The 22,103-nt window shown below is 55.5% G+C and carries 23 protein-coding genes; 8 read left to right on the top strand and 15 right to left on the bottom strand.

Annotated features, from left to right (window positions below; translation table 11 throughout):
- Nucleotides 1-4: 4 nt before the first annotated feature.
- The 4 genes from HV832_RS14980 (at nucleotide 5) to HV832_RS14965 (ending at nucleotide 3,260) form a co-directional block, all read left to right on the top strand.
- Complete coding sequence (locus tag HV832_RS14980) at nucleotides 5-445, top strand: hypothetical protein (RefSeq protein ID WP_176804669.1); 441 nt, start codon at nucleotides 5-7, stop codon at nucleotides 443-445.
- 216 nt (nucleotides 446-661) lie between these two features.
- Complete coding sequence (locus HV832_RS14975; protein ID WP_176804668.1) at nucleotides 662-1,216, top strand: cytochrome b; 555 nt, start codon at nucleotides 662-664, stop codon at nucleotides 1,214-1,216.
- Between the two features lie 26 nt (nucleotides 1,217-1,242).
- Complete coding sequence (locus HV832_RS14970) at nucleotides 1,243-1,908, top strand: response regulator transcription factor (protein WP_176804667.1); 666 nt, start codon at nucleotides 1,243-1,245, stop codon at nucleotides 1,906-1,908.
- Complete coding sequence (locus HV832_RS14965) at nucleotides 1,884-3,260, top strand: ATP-binding protein (protein WP_176804666.1); 1,377 nt, start codon at nucleotides 1,884-1,886, stop codon at nucleotides 3,258-3,260. Before HV832_RS14970 ends, HV832_RS14965 begins: the two co-directional genes overlap by 25 nt.
- Before the next feature lie 372 nt (nucleotides 3,261-3,632).
- On the opposite strand, the gene lipA is transcribed toward HV832_RS14965, so the two are convergent.
- The 3 genes from lipA to HV832_RS14950 all read right to left on the bottom strand — a co-directional run bounded on the left by lipA (nucleotide 3,633) and on the right by HV832_RS14950 (nucleotide 5,873).
- The gene (gene lipA, locus HV832_RS14960; RefSeq protein ID WP_176804665.1) at nucleotides 3,633-4,643 is read right to left on the bottom strand and encodes a lipoyl synthase; all 1,011 of its coding nucleotides are present in this window, start codon (nucleotides 4,641-4,643) and stop codon (nucleotides 3,633-3,635) included.
- A 21-nt stretch (nucleotides 4,644-4,664) separates the two neighbouring features.
- Entirely contained in the window at nucleotides 4,665-5,342 is a 678-nt protein-coding gene (lipB, locus tag HV832_RS14955; protein WP_176804664.1) for a lipoyl(octanoyl) transferase LipB, read from the bottom strand.
- A 210-nt stretch (nucleotides 5,343-5,552) separates the two neighbouring features.
- Nucleotides 5,553-5,873 (bottom strand): DUF2917 domain-containing protein, encoded by a 321-nt coding sequence (locus HV832_RS14950; protein ID WP_176804663.1) that lies wholly within the window; start codon nucleotides 5,871-5,873, stop codon nucleotides 5,553-5,555.
- Nucleotides 5,874-6,051: 178 nt separating this feature from the next.
- Here HV832_RS14950 and gcvA point away from each other — a divergent pair, with 178 nt between their 5' ends.
- Nucleotides 6,052-6,990, top strand: coding sequence for a transcriptional regulator GcvA (gcvA, locus tag HV832_RS14945; RefSeq protein WP_223827365.1), 939 nt, complete (start codon nucleotides 6,052-6,054; stop codon nucleotides 6,988-6,990).
- A 217-nt stretch (nucleotides 6,991-7,207) separates the two neighbouring features.
- Here gcvA and HV832_RS14940 read toward each other — a convergent pair whose 3' ends face one another.
- From HV832_RS14940 to HV832_RS14885, 12 genes are all read right to left on the bottom strand, one after another.
- A complete protein-coding gene (locus HV832_RS14940) occupies nucleotides 7,208-7,489 on the bottom strand; it encodes an HP0495 family protein (RefSeq protein WP_176804662.1) in 282 nt (93 codons plus the stop codon).
- Between the two features lie 81 nt (nucleotides 7,490-7,570).
- Entirely contained in the window at nucleotides 7,571-8,416 is an 846-nt protein-coding gene (locus tag HV832_RS14935) for a D-amino acid aminotransferase (protein ID WP_176804661.1), read from the bottom strand.
- A gap of 183 nt (nucleotides 8,417-8,599) precedes the next feature.
- Nucleotides 8,600-8,815 carry a hypothetical protein gene (locus HV832_RS14930; RefSeq protein WP_176804660.1) on the bottom strand — a complete coding sequence of 72 codons (216 nt, stop codon included), beginning with the start codon at nucleotides 8,813-8,815 and terminating at the stop codon, nucleotides 8,600-8,602.
- 202 nt (nucleotides 8,816-9,017) lie between these two features.
- On the bottom strand, nucleotides 9,018-10,166 hold the full coding sequence (locus HV832_RS14925; protein ID WP_176804659.1) for a D-alanyl-D-alanine carboxypeptidase family protein: 1,149 nt from the start codon (nucleotides 10,164-10,166) through the stop codon (nucleotides 9,018-9,020).
- A 122-nt stretch (nucleotides 10,167-10,288) separates the two neighbouring features.
- Entirely contained in the window at nucleotides 10,289-10,927 is a 639-nt protein-coding gene (locus HV832_RS14920; protein WP_176804658.1) for an alpha/beta hydrolase, read from the bottom strand.
- A 47-nt stretch (nucleotides 10,928-10,974) separates the two neighbouring features.
- The gene (locus HV832_RS14915) at nucleotides 10,975-11,301 is read right to left on the bottom strand and encodes a (2Fe-2S) ferredoxin domain-containing protein (RefSeq protein WP_176804657.1); all 327 of its coding nucleotides are present in this window, start codon (nucleotides 11,299-11,301) and stop codon (nucleotides 10,975-10,977) included.
- A gap of 95 nt (nucleotides 11,302-11,396) precedes the next feature.
- Complete coding sequence (locus HV832_RS14910) at nucleotides 11,397-12,512, bottom strand: VanZ family protein (RefSeq protein WP_176804656.1); 1,116 nt, start codon at nucleotides 12,510-12,512, stop codon at nucleotides 11,397-11,399.
- 27 nt (nucleotides 12,513-12,539) lie between these two features.
- On the bottom strand, nucleotides 12,540-13,151 hold the full coding sequence (locus HV832_RS14905; protein WP_176804655.1) for an ABC-type transport auxiliary lipoprotein family protein: 612 nt from the start codon (nucleotides 13,149-13,151) through the stop codon (nucleotides 12,540-12,542).
- A 61-nt stretch (nucleotides 13,152-13,212) separates the two neighbouring features.
- Nucleotides 13,213-14,166, bottom strand: coding sequence for an MlaD family protein (locus HV832_RS14900; protein ID WP_176804654.1), 954 nt, complete (start codon nucleotides 14,164-14,166; stop codon nucleotides 13,213-13,215).
- A 7-nt stretch (nucleotides 14,167-14,173) separates the two neighbouring features.
- Nucleotides 14,174-14,965: an ABC transporter ATP-binding protein gene (locus HV832_RS14895; protein WP_176804653.1), complete on the bottom strand. Its 792-nt coding sequence runs from the start codon at nucleotides 14,963-14,965 to the stop codon at nucleotides 14,174-14,176.
- Nucleotides 14,965-16,089, bottom strand: coding sequence for an MlaE family ABC transporter permease (locus HV832_RS14890; RefSeq protein WP_176804652.1), 1,125 nt, complete (start codon nucleotides 16,087-16,089; stop codon nucleotides 14,965-14,967). The genes HV832_RS14895 and HV832_RS14890 overlap by 1 nt, the downstream gene beginning before the upstream one ends.
- A gap of 310 nt (nucleotides 16,090-16,399) precedes the next feature.
- Nucleotides 16,400-18,268: a phosphoethanolamine transferase gene (locus tag HV832_RS14885; RefSeq protein WP_176804651.1), complete on the bottom strand. Its 1,869-nt coding sequence runs from the start codon at nucleotides 18,266-18,268 to the stop codon at nucleotides 16,400-16,402.
- Nucleotides 18,269-18,763: 495 nt separating this feature from the next.
- Between HV832_RS14885 and rpsL the strand changes: the two genes are divergently transcribed.
- The 3 genes from rpsL to fusA all read left to right on the top strand — a co-directional run bounded on the left by rpsL (nucleotide 18,764) and on the right by fusA (nucleotide 21,994).
- Nucleotides 18,764-19,147, top strand: a complete 384-nt coding sequence (rpsL, locus tag HV832_RS14880; protein ID WP_050465777.1) for a 30S ribosomal protein S12 — start codon at nucleotides 18,764-18,766, stop codon at nucleotides 19,145-19,147.
- A 142-nt stretch (nucleotides 19,148-19,289) separates the two neighbouring features.
- A complete protein-coding gene (rpsG, locus tag HV832_RS14875) occupies nucleotides 19,290-19,760 on the top strand; it encodes a 30S ribosomal protein S7 (protein ID WP_176804650.1) in 471 nt (156 codons plus the stop codon).
- A gap of 128 nt (nucleotides 19,761-19,888) precedes the next feature.
- A complete protein-coding gene (fusA, locus tag HV832_RS14870) occupies nucleotides 19,889-21,994 on the top strand; it encodes an elongation factor G (protein ID WP_176804649.1) in 2,106 nt (701 codons plus the stop codon).
- The last annotated feature ends 109 nt before the right edge of the window (nucleotides 21,995-22,103 follow it).

Below are 22,103 nucleotides of genomic sequence, written 5' to 3'. Positions count from 1 at the left end.
AAATATGTTCAAGCATCACTTAATCATTCGTCCTGTTGTCGCCGCGTCAGCGGTCATGTTGCTGGCGCTGGCAGCCGGTTGTTCCAAGTCCGCCGATCAGAACAACGCAAGCACACCGGCTCAGACCGTCACCTCAACACAGGGGAAAACCGCTTCCAGACTCGGTGATCTGTCGGCTTTCCGCAGCATCGCCGTCGACGTTGCCACTATTGTTGACAAGGGTGATCTGCCTGCCGCCAAGACACGCATCAAAGATTTGGAAGTCGCATGGGACTCAGCCGAGGCTGGCTTGAAACCCAGGGCAGCCGATGACTGGCATCTGCTCGACAAAGCTATCGACAAGTCATTGGCTGCTCTGCGCGCCGATACGCCAAACCAGGCCGATTGCAAGGCAGCGATGGCTAATTTACTGAAAACCTTCGATACGCTCGAAGGCAAAGCCTGATCCGTTTGTGGCTCATGAATCCCCTGAACACATGCTGTCCAGGGGATCGAGGTCACGCTGGGTTTGTGGCTCATCAAGATTGCTGCCACCTCCTGCGAAACCGGTAGTGATGCTGTCTCGATGTTCATGAATCTGTGCCTGCGGGTTGTCAGGACGGTGCACTGATACCGCAATTTTTTTTCAAATGCGCACAGAATTTTCGGAAGAGGTATCAAATTGAACAAAAGCAAAAGTAATCAGTATGATGTTTTCAGCAGAGTCTTTCACTGGATTACTGCAGTGATGGTTTTCGCAGCATTCTTGTTAGGCCCTGATGATTTCGGCCATTTGATCGGTTCCGGTATCGACCCAGGAACAAGACGCGATATTGTCTGGCATGAAACTCTCGGTGCCGGTGTATTTGTTATGACCTGTTTGCGTTTGATCTGGGTTCTCTTCCGACCAGATGCACCTCACCATCCACTGCCTCCGTGGCAACATTTTTTGTCCCGGTTCATGCATATTGCTTTATGGGGGCTGCTGTTTGCACTGCCTTTGTCTGCACTGATGGCATTGGGATCCGAAAGCCATCCCCTGACTTTGCTAGGTGGACTACGGATGAACGGGTTACCATGGATGACCAGTTCATCTTTGGCGGAAGTCGCAGACTGGGGGGATGTGCACAAGTTTTTGGGTGATTCCATTCTCTGGCTGGCGGGAATTCATGCTTGTGCCGCCCTTTACCATCATTTCAGGTTGAAAGATGATGTGCTTGATTCCATGCTTCCTTGATATACCGTAATTTGAATGGAGGAATAATGCGGGTATTGCTGGTCGAAGACGATCTCATGATCGGTGAAGCGATCATGGGCGCATTGAAGGATGCGTCTTATGCTACCGACTGGGTGAGAAATGGGCAGAATGCTCTCACGACATTGCGTTGCCAGCGTTACGATCTGATGCTGCTCGACCTGGGGCTGCCAGGCAAGGATGGTCTGGAGGTGCTGGACACCATTCGCTCCACGGATAACCCGATTCCCCTGCTCATTATCACGGCACGGGATGGCCTGGATGACCGACTGCGCGGCCTGGACGGCGGAGCCGACGATTATGTATCCAAACCCTTTCAGATGGCGGAACTGCTGGCCAGGATGCGCGCTGTTTTGCGACGTAAGGGCGGCAACGCCTCACCCGTACTCAGCAACGGCATGGTCTCGCTGGATCCCGCCACCAAAGAGGCCAGCGTCAATGGTGGCTCCCCTCAACAACTGTCCAATCGGGAATTCTCGCTGCTGCAAGCCTTGCTGGTGCGACCCGGGGCTATTCTCTCGCGCAGCGAGCTGGAGGATCGCATCTACGGCTGGAGCGAGGAAGTCGAAAGCAATGCGGTTGAATATCTGATTCACGCGCTGCGACGCAAACTCGGCAGCGGAGTCATTAAAAACGTCAGGGGAGTCGGATGGATGGTCTCAAAAGACGCTTGAACGAGTCGGTCCAGCTCAAGCTGTCATTCACCTTGTCGCTGGCTATCCTCGTCGTGGCTATCGTAGCTGGCGTCTTCTCTTTTATATCTGCCTTCGACGAGGCCCACGAGCTGCAGGACGACGTACTGCGTCAGGTGGCGCAGCTCATGGATCGTCAGCATCTGTCGCCGACAATGCCGACCACCGATACCCGCCGCAAGGATACCGATGAAGAGTCGCACGTGATCGTCCAGCGCTTGGGTGCAATCAGCCACTCTGCCGCAGGTGTGGACGCAGGAGGCGTACTCCCGCTCCCGACGGCCCTGGCGGATGGATTACATACGCTGGAGCTTGGTGGCGAGACGTTTCGTGTGCTGGTCAGAACTACGGCGAACGGCGAACGCATCGCCGTGGCTCAGGAGTCTGGCTTTCGCAATGAAATCGCCCGTGACGGGGCGCTGCGCACGGTGATGCCTTTCCTGATTCTTATGCCGGTGCTGTTGTTGATCGTCGCTGATCTGGTGCGCAAGATGTTCCGGCCCATTGCGGCACTTTCCAGAGAAATCGACCAGCGGGCAGAGCAAGAGCTACACCCCGTCGAAGACCACCATCTTCCGGTTGAGGTACGCCCATTCGCTGTGGCGATCAATCGCCTGTTGACCCGTGTCGGCCAGTCGATGGACGCTCAGCGCCGCTTTGTGGCCGATGCTGCGCACGAGTTGCGCTCACCGCTGACTGCACTGTCGCTCCAGGCTGAGCGGCTGGCCGATGCCGAAATGTCCGGCCTGGCGCGCGAACGGCTCACCGTTCTGCGCCAGGGGATCGAGCGCGGTCGCAGCCTGCTGGATCAGCTTCTGGCCCTGGCTAAAGCGCAGTCGACCACCGACGTCCCGAAGGCGCCGGTATCCGTGCAGAGCATCTACCGCCGCGTGCTGGAAGACCAGATGCCGCTGGCCGAGGCCAGGCACATCGACATCGGCGTCGAAGGTACGCAGGACGCCGGAGTGTGGGCCAGCGAGCTGGACATGATCGCTGTGGTCAGGAATCTGGTTGATAACGCCATTCGCTATACGCCAGAGGGCGGGCGGGTTGATCTTTCTGTAGGTGTGTCAGAAGGACAGGTCGTACTGCGTATTCAGGATAATGGACCCGGCATTCAGTTGACTGAACGAGAACGGGTCTTTGACCCTTTCTACCGCACACTCGGGAGCGAGCAGATTGGCTCGGGCCTGGGGCTATCCATCGTCCAGACGATTGTCAGTCGTATCAATGCTGAGATCCGCCTCGACTTTTCCGACCCAGAGAAACAGACCGGCTTGAGCGTCACCATCCACTTTCCCGTCACCGCCTCTTCTCTGGCGAATATCAACTGACTATTGCACCAGATATCGCCGGTGCGCAGCAGGGGCAATGTTCCGACCGAAATCCACACCTTGCGTTGTCTCGACGCAAATGTGCAGTCTGGAGCAAGGAGTAGAGCGGGATTTTCCTGAAAGAAAGGATTCAGTACACGCGAAAGGTGTACCAGCACAGAGGGTTGCGTTCGGTGTAGCAGTCGATTAGGGAAAGCGACTACTACACCGAACCAGTCAATTCGCCAAAAATTTTCATCCTTCGGAAAGGCGAAAATTGATGGCAAGGGATTGTTATTAAAGGGGTTTTTAGTAGATTCAGTAGACAAGTTAGACTGATTTTGTCTCATTAACTTCTGATTAGTCTCGTTATCTACTGGTCTGTCTCATTATTTACTGGTTGTTCACATCCGTTCCTACCCCATGCGCTTGCTGGTCTGCATGGTATGACGATCGTACCATTGCGCCGACTGCGGCATGGGCGAAGCCCATTTTGTAGGCCTCTTCTTCGTACATTTTGAATACATCAGGATGCACGTAACGGCGTACGGGCAGGTGGTGGCCGCTGGGCGCGAGATACTGGCCGATGGTCAGCATATCGACGTTGTGGGCGCGCATGTCGCGCATTACTTGCAGCACTTCTTCATCGGTTTCACCGAGTCCGACCATGATGCCGGATTTGGTCGGCACAGCAGGATGCTGTTCCTTGAAGCGCTTCAGCAAGTTCAGCGAATATTCATAATCGGAACCCGGACGTGCTTCCTTATACAGACGCGGTGCGGTTTCCAGGTTGTGGTTCATCACGTCCGGCGGCGCCATGTTCAGGATTTCGAGTGCGCGGTCCATGCGGCCACGGAAATCCGGGGTCAGGATCTCGATGCGGGTCAGCGGCGACAGTTCGCGGATTTTGGAGATGCATTCGGCAAAATGCGCGGCGCCGCCGTCGCGCAGATCGTCACGGTCAACCGAGGTGATGACGACATAGCTGAGTTTCAGGTCGGCAATGGTTTTTGCCAGATTCAGCGGTTCGTTCACGTCCAGCGGATCAGGGCGGCCGTGGCCGACGTCGCAGAACGGGCAGCGGCGGGTGCATTTGTCACCCATGATCATGAAGGTGGCCGTGCCTTTGCCGAAACATTCGCCGATATTCGGGCAGGATGCTTCTTCGCAGACGGTGACCAGTTTGTTGGCGCGCAGGATGTCTTTGATTTCGTAGAAGCGGGTGGTCGGTGAACCGGCTTTGACGCGGATCCAGTCCGGCTTGGGCAGGCGCTCCATCGGTACGATTTTGATCGGGATGCGCGCAGTCTTGCTGGCGCCTTTCTGTTTTTCGGTCGGATCGTAAGCGGCTGACGCGGTATGCTGGTTCAGGTCTGGGGAGGCGGGTGTATTTTCGGTTGTCATGGTACGGAGCGTATCGAAAAATCAGGGCGTTTCGGTGGAAACGGATAACAGGTCTTGCAAATTTCTGGCGAGGGTCGCCTGCACGTCGGCAAGTGCGGCATCGACGCCTACGGTTTTCATGTCGACGGTAGCAAGGCCGGCATAGCCGCAGGGGTTGATCCATGAAAATGGCGCCAGATCCATATTCACATTCAGGGATACGCCGTGGTAGGTGCAGCCGTTACCGCGGACCTTGAGGCCGAGCGCGGCGATCTTGGCACCCTGATGCGGGCCACTGCTGAGGTAAATGCCCGGCGCACCGGTTTTGCGTTCACCGGCGATGCCGTAGGTGGCCAGCGTGTTGATCACCGCCTGTTCGATCTGATGCACGAATTCGCGCGCGAACAAGCGTGCTTTCGGATGGCTGCGGCGTAAGTCCATCATGAGGTAAATCACCACCTGACCGGGCCCGTGGTAGGTGACTTCGCCGCCCCGGTCGGTCTGCACTACCGGCACATCATGCGGCGCCAGCACGTGCGAGCGGTCGGCGCCGAGGCCGAGGGTAAACACCGGCGGATGTTCGACGACCCAGAATTCGTTGGACGTGTCGGCATCTCTGGCGTCGGTAAAGGCGCGCATCGCATCGAAAGTGACCTGGTAAGGTTCAGTGCCGCGATGCAGGAGTCGGGGAGTGGCAGAGGATGTGGGAGCTGCTTGCATAAGGCGCTAGTGTAACATTTTGCACCGGAACAGGCCGTAATTCTTGCAGTGCCGGGAAGTGCCGTTTCAGTGCGGGACTGTGCTGAAGGGGTTGTCTCGACTCGCTTGACTTGCTGAATGCGGCAGGAGAGTGGCGTCTGGCAGGTAGCCGGGCGTATGGCTGGCTCCGGGCAGAGTCGGCCATACGCTCAGAAGGTGCGCGCCAAACAATCAGGCCCAGGCCTGGGTGAACTTCTGCGTCAGTTTCTGCATGTAAGACAAAACGCCGGAGCTTGCCGGTGTGTTTACTGTATTTCTGACACTGCAAAATTCGAGCTGGCTGTCTTGCTGATCGGCTTCCAGCACGATCAGGCGGTGCGCCGGAATGGTCATGGTTTCGCCGGCATGCAGCCAGAAATCTGCATCGACACCGGCGATGGTGAGCCAGACGCGACCACGACTGAGGCGAATCTGGCGCGCTTGCTCAGAAATGCCGGATACAGTTTCCCCAGCTTGTAGAGAGAGTGATTGGTTTGTGAAATTATTTGTCATTTCCAGACTCCTTGCTTTAAGGTAATTAAATCAGCACAAATGATTTATCCTTGATTTTTAAGGAGAAATCTTCGTTGATTTTTCAATGAGTGTATTTTAGGCGCTGTCAAAGCAGAAACAAAACGAGAAATTTTTGCTTTGCTTGCTAATAAAATTCACAGTAATATTTGCGCTGGACATGTCAGTTATCACGCAAATGGATTTCCGAAAACTTCCTAATCTGGCCGCTTTACGCGCTTTCGAGGCCGCCGCCCGGCATCAGAATTTCTCGAAAGCTGCAGAAGAGATACATCTCACGCATGGCGCGGTCAGCCATCAGGTGCGTGCGCTGGAGCAGGAGCTGGGCGTCGCGCTGTTTGCGCGACATGGCAAGCGGATTGCGATCACGCCGGATGGCGAGCAGTTTGCGGCAACGATACGGCAGGCGCTGCAAACGCTGGCCGAGGCGGCGGAACTGTTGCAAAACCGGCACCGTCATCAGCGGCTCGGAATTACTTCTCTGCCGTCATTTGCCGCACGCTGGCTGTCACCGCGGCTGGGGCGGTTTATTGAGCATTATCCCGATCTCGAAGTCAGCCTGCAGTCGAGTTCTTCGCTGAGCGATTTCGGGCGGGAACAGGTGGATATCGGCATCCGTTTCGGCTTGGGTAATTATCCGGGGCTGGTCAGCGAGTTGCTGATGGGCGACTGGTATTACCCGGTCATCAGTCCGCATTACAGTCTGGACAAGATTCCCGAGACGCCGCAAGAACTGGCGCGCGGACATCTGCTGCGCTGTGACGAGGAACCGTGGGAACCGTGGTTCCGGGCGGCGGGGCTGGATGCGGAAGAGCCGAGCGGCGGTCTGATTTTTCAGGATTCCTCGATGCTGGCACGTGCTGCGGTGGACGGGCAGGGGATTGCGCTGGCGCGCCATGCGATTGTGCAGTCGGATATCCGCGCCGGGTTGTTGCGACGCTTGTTCGATATCACGATTCCCAGCCCGGTTTCCTACTATCTGGTGTATCTGGCGCATGCGCTGGACAAACCGCAGGTGCGCGCTTTCCGGGAATGGCTGCTGGCCGAGGTGGCGCAGGCGAAACAGGCGGAGGATATCGGATACTCCCCCGCTGCTTAAGAGAAACACCTCTGTTCTCATTGAAAACATTGGATGTTTTTTTATACTGGAGGGGAGTATATTTCTGAGTGTTGAATCGGTCTGCCTCTGTTCGTGGGGCCGGGCGGTGAGTTGGGTGCGCATGCAGCTGCTTATGTCGGCCATTTTAACAATCCCGACAATAAAAACGCCGCGCGGCAGGGCAGCGGCGCGGCGGCTGAGGACAGTTTGTGCAGATTTACAGGACGACCTTGACCATCGGGTGACCGGATAATTCGCGGTACAGGTTGTCGAGCTGCTCGCGGCTGGTCGCCCAGACAGTGACGGTCAGCGAGAGGTAGGTGCCTTTGCTGGACGGACGCATGTCCATCTTTCCGGCGTGGAAGGTCGGGTCGTGCAGCGTGACGACTTCGACAATCGTCTGGGCAAATTCGGCATGCATTGCCCCCATCACCTTGATCGGGAATTCCCCCGGGTATTCGATCAGGCTTTCTTCGGGAGGAATCGGTTTCATTTCCATGTTGTTTCCATTTCTTTCGTGGACAGCCGGCTCTGCCCGTCTGCCCGGAAAGAGGGAAACACAGTCAGGGCAATACCGCAGTCAGGCTGCTTTGGCTAATTGATAAGCCGCATACAATTTCTGGTATATGGGGCCAGGCCCGCCATTTCCAATAGTGTGCTCGTCGAGCCTTACGACCGCAAGCACTTCTTTGGTGGCGGACGACAGCATCACCTCGTCGGCACCGAACACTTCTTCGCGGGTGATGCGGCGGCTTTCAAACGGAATTCCTGTGGCAGCGCACAGTTCTTCGAGCAGCGCGTAGCGAATGCCTTCCAGAATCAGGTGATCTTTCGGCGGCCCCATCAGCACGCCGTTTTTGACGATCCAGACATTCGACGCCGACGCTTCGCTGAGGTAGCCGTCGCGGAACTGGATGCTCTCGGCCACGCCATGCTCGGCGGCATTTTGCGCGGCCAGCACATTGCCCAGCAGGGAAATTGATTTGATTTCGCAATGCAGCCAGCGCCGGTCTTCCATTGAGACGCAGGCCACACCATGCTCACGTGCCGCTGCCGACGGCAGCACGATAGGATTGGTCATGATGAACACCGTCGGCGTCACCTCTTTCGGAAAAGCATGTGCGCGCTTGGCCACACCGCGCGTGATTTGCAGATACACCATCTGGTCATCGGATTCGTGGGCATCCATCACCTGCCGGATCAGCGTCAGCCATTGTTCTTTGCTATGCGGATTTGGAATGCCAATGGCTGCCAGACTGCGGAACAGGCGCGCCAGATGCTGATCGGCGCGGAACATTTTGCGGCCATAGACGGGAATGACTTCATAGATGCCGTCGCCAAAAATAAAACCGCGGTCGAGCACGGAAATTTTGGCTTCGGAAAGTGGCGTCATCGCGCCATTCAGGTAGACGAGAGCTTCGTTCATGATTGCACAGGAAGTGGGATGGGAAGAAGGCATTTTTACATAAATCCACCGCGGGACTTATGCAAATATCGCATATTAATGTGAAGCAGGAGGAGACTGGTTAGGTCTCCCCTGTTCCTGATTCTGGCAAATACAATTCCTGTGCCGTTGGCGGCAGATGTTTTTCTGTGAATTGAAGGTCTGTTAGTTACCTCTTCCTTGTTGCGTCACCCCGCGTTTCATATCCTCAACTTGTTCCGGCGTTAAAGTCTGGATGCGTTTTCCGCGTTGCGGAAGATTACTGCCGGTCACGTAGTCACCATCGTCCAAAACGGTTTTGCTGCCATTTGGAGATGGTTTATCAATCGTACTGCATGCAGATAATGCACAGAGGATTAGTAAAATCAAATATGGTTTCATAATATTTTCTTTCAAAATTTCAAATTATTAAAATTTTTACGAGATATTTTCACAACTGAATATATTGAAAATTAATTATCAATAATGTTAAAAATGATAATCTAAAATGAAATTTTTGTAATCAAAAAGCAATATCTAGTAATGCGCAATATAAAAAAAAGACAGAGTAAATCTGCTCTGTCTTTGAACCGGCGTTAATTTTTTACTTCAGCAGCAGACGGATCGAATCCCATGCACGTCCAAAGATGCTGGCCTGATCGACTTTTTCCAGTGCCAGTACCGGGAATTCGGCGACCGGTTTGCCATCGAGCATCATCTTCATGCTGCCGACCTTGCTGTTCTGTGCAATCGGCGCTACCAGCGGGTCTTTGCGTTCCAGCGTCGGTTTCAGTTTGGCGGCGCTGCCTTTGGGCAAAGTCACATACAGATCGCGGTCAAAGCCGATTTTGATTTGCGGCTGCGTGCCTTTCCAGACTTCCGGAGTCGCTACGGCCTGGTCTTTATCATACAGCTTGACGGTATCGAAATTCAGGAAACCCCAGTTCAGCAGTTTCAGGCTTTCCTGGGCGCGGATCTGGTCGCTGGCGGCACCGGTGATGACAGAAATCAGGCGGCGGCTGCCGGAGCCGTTCGGACGGTTGGCCGTTGACACCAGACAATAGCCGGCGGCCTCGGTGTGGCCGGTTTTCATGCCGTCAACGGTTGGGTCCAGCCACAGCAGGCGGTTGCGGTTAGGCTGAGTGATTTTGTTGTAGGTGAAGCTCTTGGTGCTGTAATAAGTTTTGTAATACTCCGGGAAATCAGCGATCAGACGCGCTGCCAGCAGCGACAGGTCGCGGGCAGTGGCATAGTTTTCCGGGCTGGGCAGACCGTGCGAGTTGGCGAAATGGCTGCTCTTCATGCCGATGCGCTCTGCTTCGCGGTTCATCTGCACCGCAAATGCTTCTTCGCTGCCCGCCACCGTTTCTGACAGCGCGACGGCGGCATCATTGCCGGACTGAACGATCAGGCCGTATAGCAGTTCATTGACCGAGACCGGCTTATTCGGTTCGATGAACATCTTGGAGCTGCTGGAATCGACTTTCCAGGCATGGGTGGATACGTTGACGCTCTGGTTTAAGTCGAGTTTCTTTTCCTTTAACGCAGCAAAGACCAGATACGCCGTCATGATCTTGGTCAGCGATGCCGGTTCAATCCGGAGATCCGGCTCCTGCGCAGCCAGTATCTGATTGCTGGTGGCGTCCAGCAGCAGGTAGGATTTGGCGGCAATGGTCGGAGCCGGGAGAGTCTGTGCAAAAGCAGCCGACAGTGTCAGCAGCGATACAGCAATCGAAGCGAGAAATTTTTTCATGGGTGAGGCTTAAGGATAAAAAGTACAACAAAAAAGTACGACAAAAATACAAAAAATGCAGCGAGAAATATACAGTCGGACGACAACATTCAACCCGCTTGCATCAACCCTGATATGGCGTGTCAGGCCGTATCCCACATACCGGTCACGAGTTGCTTGATATGGTGCAGGCGGCGATGAAAAAAATGATCGGCACCCGGAATCACGGTCACCGGAATATCTTGCGGCCGCAGCCAGTCCAGCACGGCCGACAGCGGGATGGTGTCATCCAGCTCGCCGTGAATCAGGATGGTATTGGCCGGAATATCCGGCATGGCCCACTTGCCTGCTGCCGCACTGATCAGCACCAGGCGTTGTACTGCGGCACCTTCCTGCATCAGCCTTTGCTGCAGCCTGGCCTGTACGAAAGTGCCGAATGAAAAGCCAGCCAGCGCCAGCGGCAGAGCGGGAAAGCGCTGGCGCATATGGCGCAGCAGCGTTGCCATGTCATCGGTTTCACCGATGCCGGCGTCATGTGTGCCGGCCGACTGGCCGACGCCGCGGAAATTCATGCGGACCGCTGCGTAGCCGAGGCCGGTGAAGGTGCGCGCCAGCGTTTGCGCCACCTTGTTATCCATGGTACCGCCATACAGCGGATGCGGATGCGCGACCAGTGCCAGCCCTCGCGGTGCGGCAAAGCTGTCGCCGTCAGGCAGATCGAGTGCGCATTCCAGCGCGCCGGCAGCGCCGGTGATCAGAAAATGTTCAGTGTGAGCGTTCATGCGGACAGGGAATCGGGATCGGAACCAGGGTCAGGTGTTCAGCCGGCTCAGGCATTCGGTAATTTCAGACGCTCCACGACGCCGCCGCCAATCAGGTCAACATCGATGATTTCATCGATATCGCTCTGGTCGACAAAGGTGTACCAGGTTCCTTGTGGATACACCACCAGCACCGGGCCTTCATCGCAGCGATCCAGACAGCCGGCCTTATTGATGCGGATTTTGCCGTGGCCGTTCATGTCGAGTTGCTTGATGCGGCGCTTGGCGTGTTCCTGCGCCGCCTGAGCGCCACGGTCCATGCAGCAGGGGCGGCCATCGTCGCGCTGGTTCATGCAGAAAAAAACATGTTTTTGAAAATACAGAGGTTCAGTCATGGTCAGGCATTCTTTCTTGTGCTGCTGTGATGCTGATGGCCGGATGGTGCATCACGCAAGGCAGATATGATACTGCAAGTCGCTCCCCGCTTGTGTCAGCCGGGGCGCGGCTGGCGCAAAATCACCCATATCCCCAGAAATGGCCAGCACAGCGACAGAAACTGTGCGGCACCGTTGAAATTGAGGAATTTCCCCTGTATCCAGGTCTGCATGGTGACGGTGAAATAAGGATTGTCCGGCAGCAGATTCAGCACGATCAGCGACAGTGCCAGCATCAGGAATGCCAGTCGTTTCTGCACATGTACCGGTGCAAACGAAAAGCCGTACAGCATCAGGATGGCGATCAGCAGGCCGGCGACTGCGCCCGGCGTCAGCCATGCAAACGCATATTCCGGCCTGAACAGCAGCGCGCTGGCAAGCGCCTTGGCCAGTAATGCCAGACTCAGCAGCAGGGCAGACAGCCCGAATTTCGGCGCATGCCGGTTCAGCAGGCTCAGCCCGATCAGCACCGCGCCGGTGCAGCCGCAGGCGGTGATCAGGGTTTCTGCCAGCAGATATTCTTCGGCCGTCAGTTGCAGGCCGTGCAGCAGCATGGCGCTGAAGTCGATATCCATATCGAACCAGTCGCTCAGGTGTTGCGAGGCCAGCGGAAAAATCTGCCCCAGTCCGAACAGGTAGGCCTGCGGATACAGTTGTGCCATCGGCCACAGGCCGAGTATGACCAGATCGCGGCTGGATTCCCGCGTGATCCATTGCCGTCGCAAGAATTGCAGCCGTCCCTTTTCCAGTAGCAGCGGCGTCAGTGCCGCACCCAGCAAGGCACCGATAATCGCGCCGCCGCTGTTGGTCAGAAAGTCTAGCAATGAGGTGACGCGGCTTGGCAGAAAATACTGCACCAGTTCCGCAATGGCTGACACCAGCGCGCCGAATCCGCTGGCCAGCAAGGCTGCCCACCAGCGCGGAATACGGGGATACAGCGCCAGCACGATCAGCATGCCGAACGGAATATAGCCGACGACATTGATACCGGCGTCAAATCCGGTCCAGTAACGCGGCCATTGGCGGATCACGTCCGGCAGAGCGGACAGATTATTGGCCTGCCAGCCGGTGAACGGATACCAGCTGGCGTACAGAATCAGGATCAGATAAGCCACCAGGCAGCTGCGTGCGAATGGCGAGCTGCGCAAGGGCGGATTGGCTTCAGGTATCACGGATCAATAGCGGTCGGACAGGGGTTGTTAAGGGCGCAGCTGGCTGTTGAGCCAGTCCAGCAAATCGGTGCTCAACTGGTCGGCGGCCTGCTGCATTGCCTGTGCGCCACCGGCTGCATCTTGCGTGGCCGACGGCGTTTGCCGCACAAAATGGCCCTGCGCGATGACGTGGCGGTTTTTGACCAGCACCGCATGCAGACTGAGTTGTGCATGGCTGCGCTCCGGCGTGGTGAAAATCTGGGAAAATTCCTCAAGCTCCAGGCGCAGCTGCGGCAGCTTATCCACGCCGTCTGCGGGACTGCCGAGCAGACTGCCGCGTGCTGCAAACTGCTGGCGCAGCCGTTGTGCCAGCAGTTGCGCCGGTGGCATCGCCCAGCGTGCCTGCGCATAGGGCTGCAGTTGCTGGCCGTTGGCATAATTCAGGCGATACAGCATGGCATTGCTGTCGAGCGCCGGTGTGGTCTGGATCTCGGCCAGAACCACCTGCAGCCGGGTATCCGGCACGGTGGCCTGCTGAAATGCGCCGAAGTCGTAGCTCTGTTTCGGCGCTGCGGTTGTACCGGCGCAGCCGCCGAGCAACAGCAGCAGCCAGCTGAAGACAAGGGCCGTTGCGCCGTGGCAGAAACGTGAGAGTGACATGGTCGTGTTCCTTACTCGCTGTGCTGGATTCATGAATATGGCGTGCATGGGGCAGTTGCAGTTAACGGGAGGCAGAGCGGGGAGCGGTAAAACCGGTTTCGCCGGGACCGGGCGGTGTTGCCGGAGAGCCGAACAGCAGGCTTTGCGGCCGTTCGTTGAGCGTCTCGGCAGTACGGTTCAGTGAGCGCAGGCTGCTGCGCGCCTCGCCGGCCAGGCTCTGGATGCGCGGCAGGGTATCGCTGACGATGCCGCGGTTGATCTGGTCCAGCGCCGTGTTAAAGCGGGCGACCGGCCCGTCCGCAGTTTGCAGCTGGTCGCTGAGTTGCGTCAGGCTGCGGCTCAGTTGGGCGGCATTGTCGGACAGGTGATGCACTGATTGCAGCGTCTGCTGTGTCTCGCTCATCAAGACCGGCAATTGCGCCAGTCCCGGCTCCAGCCGCGCCGGCATTGCCTGCCAGGCGAGCGCGGCCTTGTTCACGTTATCAATGCTGCTGATGATGGTTTTCTGGTTCTGCGGATCCAGCAGGCTGTTCAGGCGGCGGGTCAGCTCTTCGGTCTGGGTCAGGATGGCCAGACCGTGCTGCTCCAGTGTCTGCAGCGTGCCGGGACGCAGCGGAATCCGCGGCGGCGCGTCGTCGGCCTGCGCCTGCAGCAAAGCTTGTGTGGATTGCGGATCATCGTCGAGCTGCACAAAAGCAATGCCGGTCACCCCCTGATACGCGAGCGTGGCAAAGGTGGAACGGGTTACCGGCGTATCCGGCAGCACTTCCAGTCGCAGGATGATCTGGCCGGGTGTTCTGGCGTCAAAATCGATGTCGGTGACATTGCCGACCTTAATACCTTTATAGCGCACCGCCGCCTGCAGATTCAGGCCGGAAACGGCGGTTTTGGTCACGATTATGTAAGGGACCCGCTGGATTTTATCGCGTCCCAGCCAGATCGCCAGCAGGGTTGCCAGCACGATCAGCGCTAGGGTGAATAAGCCAGCAATCAGGGCATGTGAACGGTTTTCCATGGCTTTCCTAATTTTCCCAATATGGAACAGGGGACAGAACTTCCATGGCGCGCCGGCCACGGCCGCCAAGGAAGAAGCGTTGTATGAACGGATGATCGAACTGCACCACTTCCTGCGGTGTGCCGACCACGATTACTTTTTTTTCAGCCAGTACCGCGATCCGGCTGGAAAGCGCAAACAGGCTATCCAGATCATGCGTGACCATGACGACGGTGAGTCGTAGCTGCTGATGCAGCGACTGGATCAGCCCGACAAAACTATCGGAGCGGTCGGGGTCGAGCCCGGCGGTCGGTTCGTCGAGAAACAGCAGCTCCGGGTCGAGCGCCAGCGCGCGCGCCAGCGCAATGCGCTTGATCATGCCGCCGGATAAATCGGCCGGCATTTTCTGCGCGTGTTCAAAGCTGATACCCACCATATGCAGTTTCAGATAGACCAGGTCGCGGATCAGCGCTGGCGGCAGTTTGCGCAATTCCCGCATCGGCTGCGCAATATTGTCGAATACGCTCAGCGCCGAATACAGCGCACCATGCTGGAACAGCATGCCGGAACGTTTGCGCAGTTCATCGAAATGCGCTGACTGCGAGGCATGCAGGTCTTCGCCCAGTACCCGGATAGTGCCGCGGCGCGGTATTTCCAGCCCCAGCATCTGCCGCATCAGCACGGTTTTTCCGGTGCCGGAGCCACCCACGATGGACAGGATTTCACCGCGCCGCACATTCAGGTTCAGATGGTCATGCACCACGGCGCGGCCAAACTGGGTGCGCAGATCCTCAACTTCGATGACATGATCCACATCCATCAGTAACCCACCTTGCTGAAAATGATGGCAAACACCGCATCCGCGATAATCACGACAGTAATTGCAATGACTACCGAACCGGTGGTGCCGCGTCCGAGACTCTCGGTGTTCGGTTCGATACGCAGGCCGAAGTGGCAGGCGATCAGTGCAATCAGGATACCAAACGTAACGCCTTTGCCGAGGCCGATCCAGTAATTCAGCAGCGGCACCGCTTCCGGCAATTTATAAACGAAAAATTCCGGCGTCATACCGAGCAGCGCCTGTGCCGAAATCATGCCGCCGATCAGCGCCATCACATCGGTCCAGATCACCAGCAAGGGCATGGCCAGCGCCAGCGCCAGTACTTTCGGCATGATCAGCCGGAAGCCGTGCGGAATACCCATGACCCTCATGGCGTCGAGCTCTTCGGTGACCCGCATGACGCCGAGCTGGGCCGTGATGGCGGAACCGGAACGGCCCGCCACCAGAATCGCCGCCAGCATCGGCCCCAGCTCGCGGATAATACTCATGCCGAGAATATTCACGATGAACAGATCGCCGCCAAAAGTACGCAGCTGTTGCGCCGACAGATAAGACAGCACGATGCCGATCAGGATGCCGACCAGCGCCGTGATGCCGAGCGCCTGCGCACCCATGCGATACAGATTGGCGGAGAGCTCCTTCCAGGGGCCGCGCAGCGGATGGCGCAGGAAACGGCCCAGATCAAAAATCAGCTGTCCCAAGAGGGTCAGCAGGTCGCGCGCATGACTGAAGAAACCGAGCATCACCATGCCGAGTTGCATGATGCTGTTGAGCCGCTGTTTCGGTGGCTTCGGCAGCGGACGCTGGCTGACCTGCTCCAGCCGTTCAAAAATTCCCTGATGGTTTGCATGTACCCGCAGCTGTGCCGGGCGCCGGCATTGCCAGGCATGCCACAGCACCTGCGCGCCGGTATGATCGAGCGCATTGACGCCGCATAAATCCCAGATCGGGTCGCTGCGTTGCTGGCAGCTGAGCAGCTCAGCATGCAGATTGTGCAGACAATGTCCGTCGGTCAGCGCATGCACGGTCCAGTCGCCGGAGATAGTCACTGTCGCCGGACTTGACTGGCTGATACGCAGAGTGGGAGAGGTCACAGATCGCATCCCATGAGTGTACGCGAGATCATGCTTTTGCTGCAATGAAGCAAATGCCGCCAATCGCATCCGGATTATTCACCTCCGGCGCCGGAGATCTTCCTGGGTTGAATCAATAATCAGGGAGTATCCATAAAAAAATGGGCTGTCGCCCAAATAAATAAAGGGCTTGAAAATATACTGGGGGGAGTATATTCCTGTTTTCAGTCATCCCGAAAGCCGCCTCATCCGGCAATCGGATGCTTACGGCATCGTCATGTAGTCCTGCATTGACAGGTATGCGAGATCGGCGACGACCGGTGACGACAGCGGCGCCGCTTTATTTCTCCTGCTGCAGCGGCGTTTTCCTATCGATGACTTCACGGCAGTCGCTGCGGAAGCTGGCATTGTCATAATTACTCCAGCCGTAGCTGTCGACATAGCGGGTGTGGGCACGCCATTTCCTGTTCAGGATGCTCCATTCCAGACGCTCATCGGGATAGCGCACATTGCCCATGTCGAGCAGCGTGTGAAACACATTTTCAGTCGACAGGCGGGATTTCCGGTGCAGTTGCAACTGTTTGATCTTTTCCGGATATAGTTGCTGATAGGCGTCGGAATACCAGATGAATGCCGGAATGTGAAACTCATACTGCGTGTTATGTCCATGAAATGCCAGATTGCAGGTACCGTCATACAGCGTCTGTCCATGATCGGACACGTACATCATGGATGTGATCTGATCGCTGGCCTTCAGGCGCTGGATCAGTTCCGACAAAATCCAGTCCGTGTACAGAATCGAATTGTCGTAACTGTTGTTCAGCGCTTCCTTGTTTTTCAGATCGGTATAAGCCGGATTGTCGATACCGTACAGCGACGGCTTCCAGTGATCGTATTCTCCGGGGTGGCGGTGACTGTAATTCCAGTGATTGCCCAGCGTATGCAGCACGATCAGCTTTTTCGGCGCACGATCCTGCAATGCGCGGCTCATGGGTTCCAGCAGCACATCGTCCAGATTGGAGTTATTGGTAAACCCACCCAGATTCAGGAACTGCGTGACATCCGCCTCATTCGCAAAAACCGAAGTCGGCGTGTCAAACTGACCAAAGCTCATCTGATTAGAAATCCAGAAGGTTTTGAATCCGGCTTCCTTAAAAGCAGTCAGAAAAGATTTTTCGGCAAAGCCGGCTTTCAGACTCTGCGCTGCCGGCTTGCGCGACACAATAATCGGAACTGAAAGACGGGTGGCGGACACCGCGCTGACCATATCGCTGAAACTGACCAGATTTTCTTCCAGCGACAGCAGCGGGTTGGTTTCCCTGTCATAGCCATTAATCTGCCAGCGGTCAAAACGGGATGATTCACCGATCACCATCAGCACCGTCTGCGGCAGATTCGGATCACCTTGCAGATGTGCATTAAAGCGGAAGGCGCGGCTTTTTTCCGCCAGATCATGCAGATATTGCCGTTCGTGCCAGAAATCGGCAATCCGCAATGCCAACCCGAACGGCCAGCTGCGCGCCAGCAAACCGTCGTCATACGGAATCCTGGCCCAGTGCGGCAAAGGACCGATCTGCCTGGTCGCCGCCAGTCGTAATTGCTCAACCAGCGGATTGCTGAGCGCATGGCCGGAAGCGGCTTTGCCGGCGCCATTGTCAGCGTGCGCATCCTCTTGCTGACTCGCCGCAATGCCGGCATCCGGTTTCTGTGTCTGCACCCCGACATATTCGCCATATGTCCAGACGCCGGCGCCCGCTGCAAACAGTGCCAGCAACAGCCAGCGGCTGCCGTGTGTCCAGCGCAGCACATCATGGCGGCGCGCAATCTGCAACAACCCCCACCACCAGCCTGTGACCGACACGGCCAGCAGCAGCAACAGCCAGGCTTTGTAACCTAAAAATTCGGCAGCCTCCTTCGGGCTGGTTTCCAGCATGATCCCCAGATGGTGCGTTGAAATGCCCTGGCCGAAATACAAACGCAGATAAATTTCTACCGGCACCGCCCACATCGCCGGCAGCAACACATAATGAAACCAGCGGGGATGCTGAAACAGTGCCCACAGCACCAACCAGCAGATCGCCTCGGTCGCCGCGATCAGCCAGCCATCTCCGACCGGTTTGCCCAGCAGCATGGGAAAAAAGGGCACGATGGATAGCAATAAATAGCTAAACAGTAATATGGCCGGGCCGGGACGGAACAGGGAACGCATGGCAGATATCAGGAAAGCATCCAATAAGGCGGCCTGTTGCCGGCAAATAACTGCCGCAACCCGCGCCTGTCAGAAAGAAGGGCGTAAATATAAATGATTTAAGGCGCTTCAGGGAGAATCATTGCTGCCGCGGCACCGACAGGATTCACCGTCCGCCCGGCAGCGTCCAAAATGAACGGAAAACGCGGAAATACTTGATTTTTCAGGAAAATTTCATACCCTGAAAAGCTGTCCTGACCGTATTCCCATCCATGCAGGCCAAGCGAAAATCATTGACAGGTCTGGATAATACCAAATAAAATTGCGAGTTCTCGATTTTGGGTTTGCGTGTTCCAGCTCCGGACTGACTGATTAATCAGGTCAGAAAGGTGCTGAAAAAGCAGGCAGCCTGAGCGGGCGTGTCTGGGATTTTTCAGGCATGGACAAATGATTTTGAGTTCCCGGGCAACCGTTTCCGGGTTTGTATTAACGTTGTATTTTGTTGGATTAAAAACGATGCCAACCATCAATCAACTGATTCGCCAGCCACGCGTCTCCGCTGTGGTTAAGAGCAAATCGCCGGCGCTGGAAAACAGCCCGCAGAAACGTGGGGTTTGCACCCGCGTTTATACGACAACTCCGAAAAAGCCTAACTCGGCTTTGCGTAAAGTTGCCAAAGTTCGTCTGACCAACGGTTTCGAAGTCATTTCGTATATCGGCGGTGAAGGCCACAACTTGCAAGAACACAGTGTCGTGCTGATCCGCGGCGGCCGTGTAAAAGATTTGCCGGGTGTGCGTTATCACATGGTCCGCGGTGCTTTGGATACCCAGGGTGTTAAAGACCGTAAGCAAGCCCGCTCCAAATATGGTGCGAAGCGTGCTAAGGCTGCTAAGAAGTAATTAACCCGTCATTTAATCACCGTAAGCTTTACGGTTCAGTGTCGATCGGAATGGGTCGAGTAAGTGGCTGACTATGATGGTCTGCCGCGAGGGTCGGTAAAAATGTTACCTGACGCTCAACTGAAGATTGAAAGGAATAGAAATGCCACGTCGTCGTGAAGTCCCGAAACGGGACATTTTGCCGGATCCAAAATTCGGCAATGTAGAAGTAGCAAAATTTGTTAACGTATTGATGTTGTCCGGCAAGAAATCTGTTGCTGAAGGCATCATCTACGGTGCATTTGATCAGATTCAGCAAAAATCCGGCAAAGATCCGCTGGAAGTATTTGCTCTGGCGATCAACAATGCCAAGCCACTGGTGGAAGTTAAATCCCGCCGCGTTGGTGGTGCAAACTACCAGGTTCCGGTTGAAGTTCGCCCAGTCCGTCGCTTAGCACTGTCTATGCGCTGGCTGCGTGAAGCTGCTAACAAGCGCAGCGAAAAATCCATGCCATTGCGTTTGGCTGGTGAGTTGTTGGAAGCCGCAGAAGGTCGCGGCGGTGCAATGAAGAAGCGTGACGAAGTCCATCGTATGGCTGAAGCCAACAAGGCCTTCTCTCACTTCCGCTTCTAAGAGTAAGTGCAGGGAGCTGTTGTATGTTTTTATGCAATGGCTCTGGCAAGTATTTTGAATCAGGCCGGGCGCGATTTTCACAAAAAATTGCGCTCGGTTTTGTCCATTAAAAGATTTAGGAATATCCTATGGCCCGTAAGACCCCCATTGAGCGCTACCGTAATATCGGTATTTCCGCTCACATCGACGCAGGTAAAACAACGACCACGGAACGCGTACTGTTCTACACCGGTGTAAATCACAAGATCGGTGAAGTGCATGACGGCGCCGCTACCATGGACTGGATGGAGCAAGAGCAGGAACGCGGTATTACCATTACTTCCGCGGCAACGACTTGCCACTGGAAGGGCATGGCAAACAACTTCCCTGAGCACCGTATCAACATCATTGATACGCCGGGCCACGTGGACTTCACAATCGAAGTTGAACGTTCTATGCGCGTTCTCGACGGCGCTTGCATGGTTTATTGCGCAGTGGGTGGTGTGCAGCCACAGTCTGAAACCGTATGGCGTCAGGCTAACAAGTACAAAGTGCCACGTCTGGCATTCGTGAATAAGATGGATCGTACCGGCGCCAACTTCTTCAAAGTTTACGAGCAGATGCGTGCCCGTCTGAAAGCCAATCCTATCGCCATTCAGATTCCTATCGGCGCGGAAGAAAACTTCCTGGGCGTAGTCGATCTGGTCAAGATGAAAGCGATTATCTGGGATGATGCGTCTCAGGGTATGAAGTTCGATTATCGTGATATTCCTGCAGAACTGGCTGATCAGGCTGCTGAATGGCGCGAAAAAATGGTTGAGGCAGCTGCCGAAGCCAGCGAAGAGTTGATGAACAAATACCTGGAAGAAGGCGATTTGTCCGAAGCTGAAATCAAGCAGGCTTTGCGTCAGCGTACTATCGCGTCTGAAATCGTTCCGATGATGTGCGGTACTGCGTTTAAAAACAAAGGCGTGCAGGCCATGCTGGATGCGGTGGTCGAATACCTGCCATCCCCAGTGGATATTCCACCGGTTGCTGGTACGGATGAAGATGATCAGCCTACAACACGTAAAGCAGCTGATGATGAAAAATTCGCAGCGCTGGCGTTCAAGATCATGACCGATCCATTCGTTGGTCAGTTGATCTTCTTCCGCGTGTATTCCGGCACGATTAATTCTGGCGATACCGTTTACAACCCGATCAAGGGCAAGAAAGAACGCCTGGGTCGTATTCTGCAGATGCATGCTAACCAGCGTGAAGAAATCAAAGAAGTCCGCGCCGGCGATATCGCTGCGGCAGTTGGTCTCAAAGACGCGACAACCGGTGAAACACTGTGTGATCCTTCCGCGATCATCACTCTGGAAAAAATGGTGTTCCCAGAGCCAGTGATTCAGCAGGCTGTCGAGCCTAAAACTAAGGCTGACCAGGAAAAAATGGGCCTGGCACTGAATCGTCTGGCGCAGGAAGATCCTTCTTTCCGCGTAAAAACTGACGAAGAATCCGGTCAGACGATCATCGGCGGTATGGGTGAGCTGCACCTGGAAATTATTGTTGACCGTATGAAGCGCGAATTCAACGTGGAAGCAACTGTTGGTAAGCCACAGGTTGCGTACCGCGAAACAATCCGCAAAACATGCGAAGAAATCGAAGGTAAATTCGTTAAGCAGTCGGGTGGTCGCGGTCAGTACGGTCACGTTGTTCTGAAGATCGAACCGCAAGAACCAGGTAAAGGTTTTGAATTCGTTGACGCAATCAAGGGTGGTACAGTTCCGCGCGAATACATCCCTGCGGTAGAAAAAGGCGTAATCGAAACACTGAATTCCGGTGTTCTGGCTGGTTACCCGGTGGTTGACGTTAAAGTAACGCTGTTCTTCGGTTCTTACCATGACGTTGACTCGAACGAAAACGCGTTCCGCATGGCTGCTTCGATGGCGTTCAAGGACGGCTGCCGTAAGGCGAGCCCGGTCATTCTGGAGCCAATGATGGCAGTTGAAGTAGAAACGCCAGAAGACTACGCCGGTACCGTGATGGGTGACCTGTCTTCCCGTCGTGGTATGGTTCAGGGTATGGATGAAATTCCAGGCGGCGGCGGCAAAATCATTAAAGCTGAAGTGCCACTGTCCGAAATGTTCGGTTACTCGACTTCCCTGCGTTCTGCAACGCAAGGTCGTGCAACTTACACAATGGAATTCAAGCACTACTCTGAAGCACCGAAGAATGTGATCGACGCGATCGTTACAGCGAAAGCGAAGTAATCTCCAGGTATCTGAAAAAACCTGCCCCATGCCGGGGCAGGCATCTTATTGATAAATCGTTCTTTTTGAAGGAAGAATAAAATGGCAAAAGGTAAGTTCGAGCGCACCA

The sequence above is a fragment of the Cognatundibacterium oligocarboniphilum genome (assembly GCF_013377855.1).
Taxonomy (GTDB): Bacteria; Pseudomonadota; Gammaproteobacteria; order Burkholderiales; family Burkholderiaceae_D; genus Undibacterium; species Undibacterium oligocarboniphilum.
This window is presented reverse-complemented; position numbering and strand designations above follow the sequence as displayed.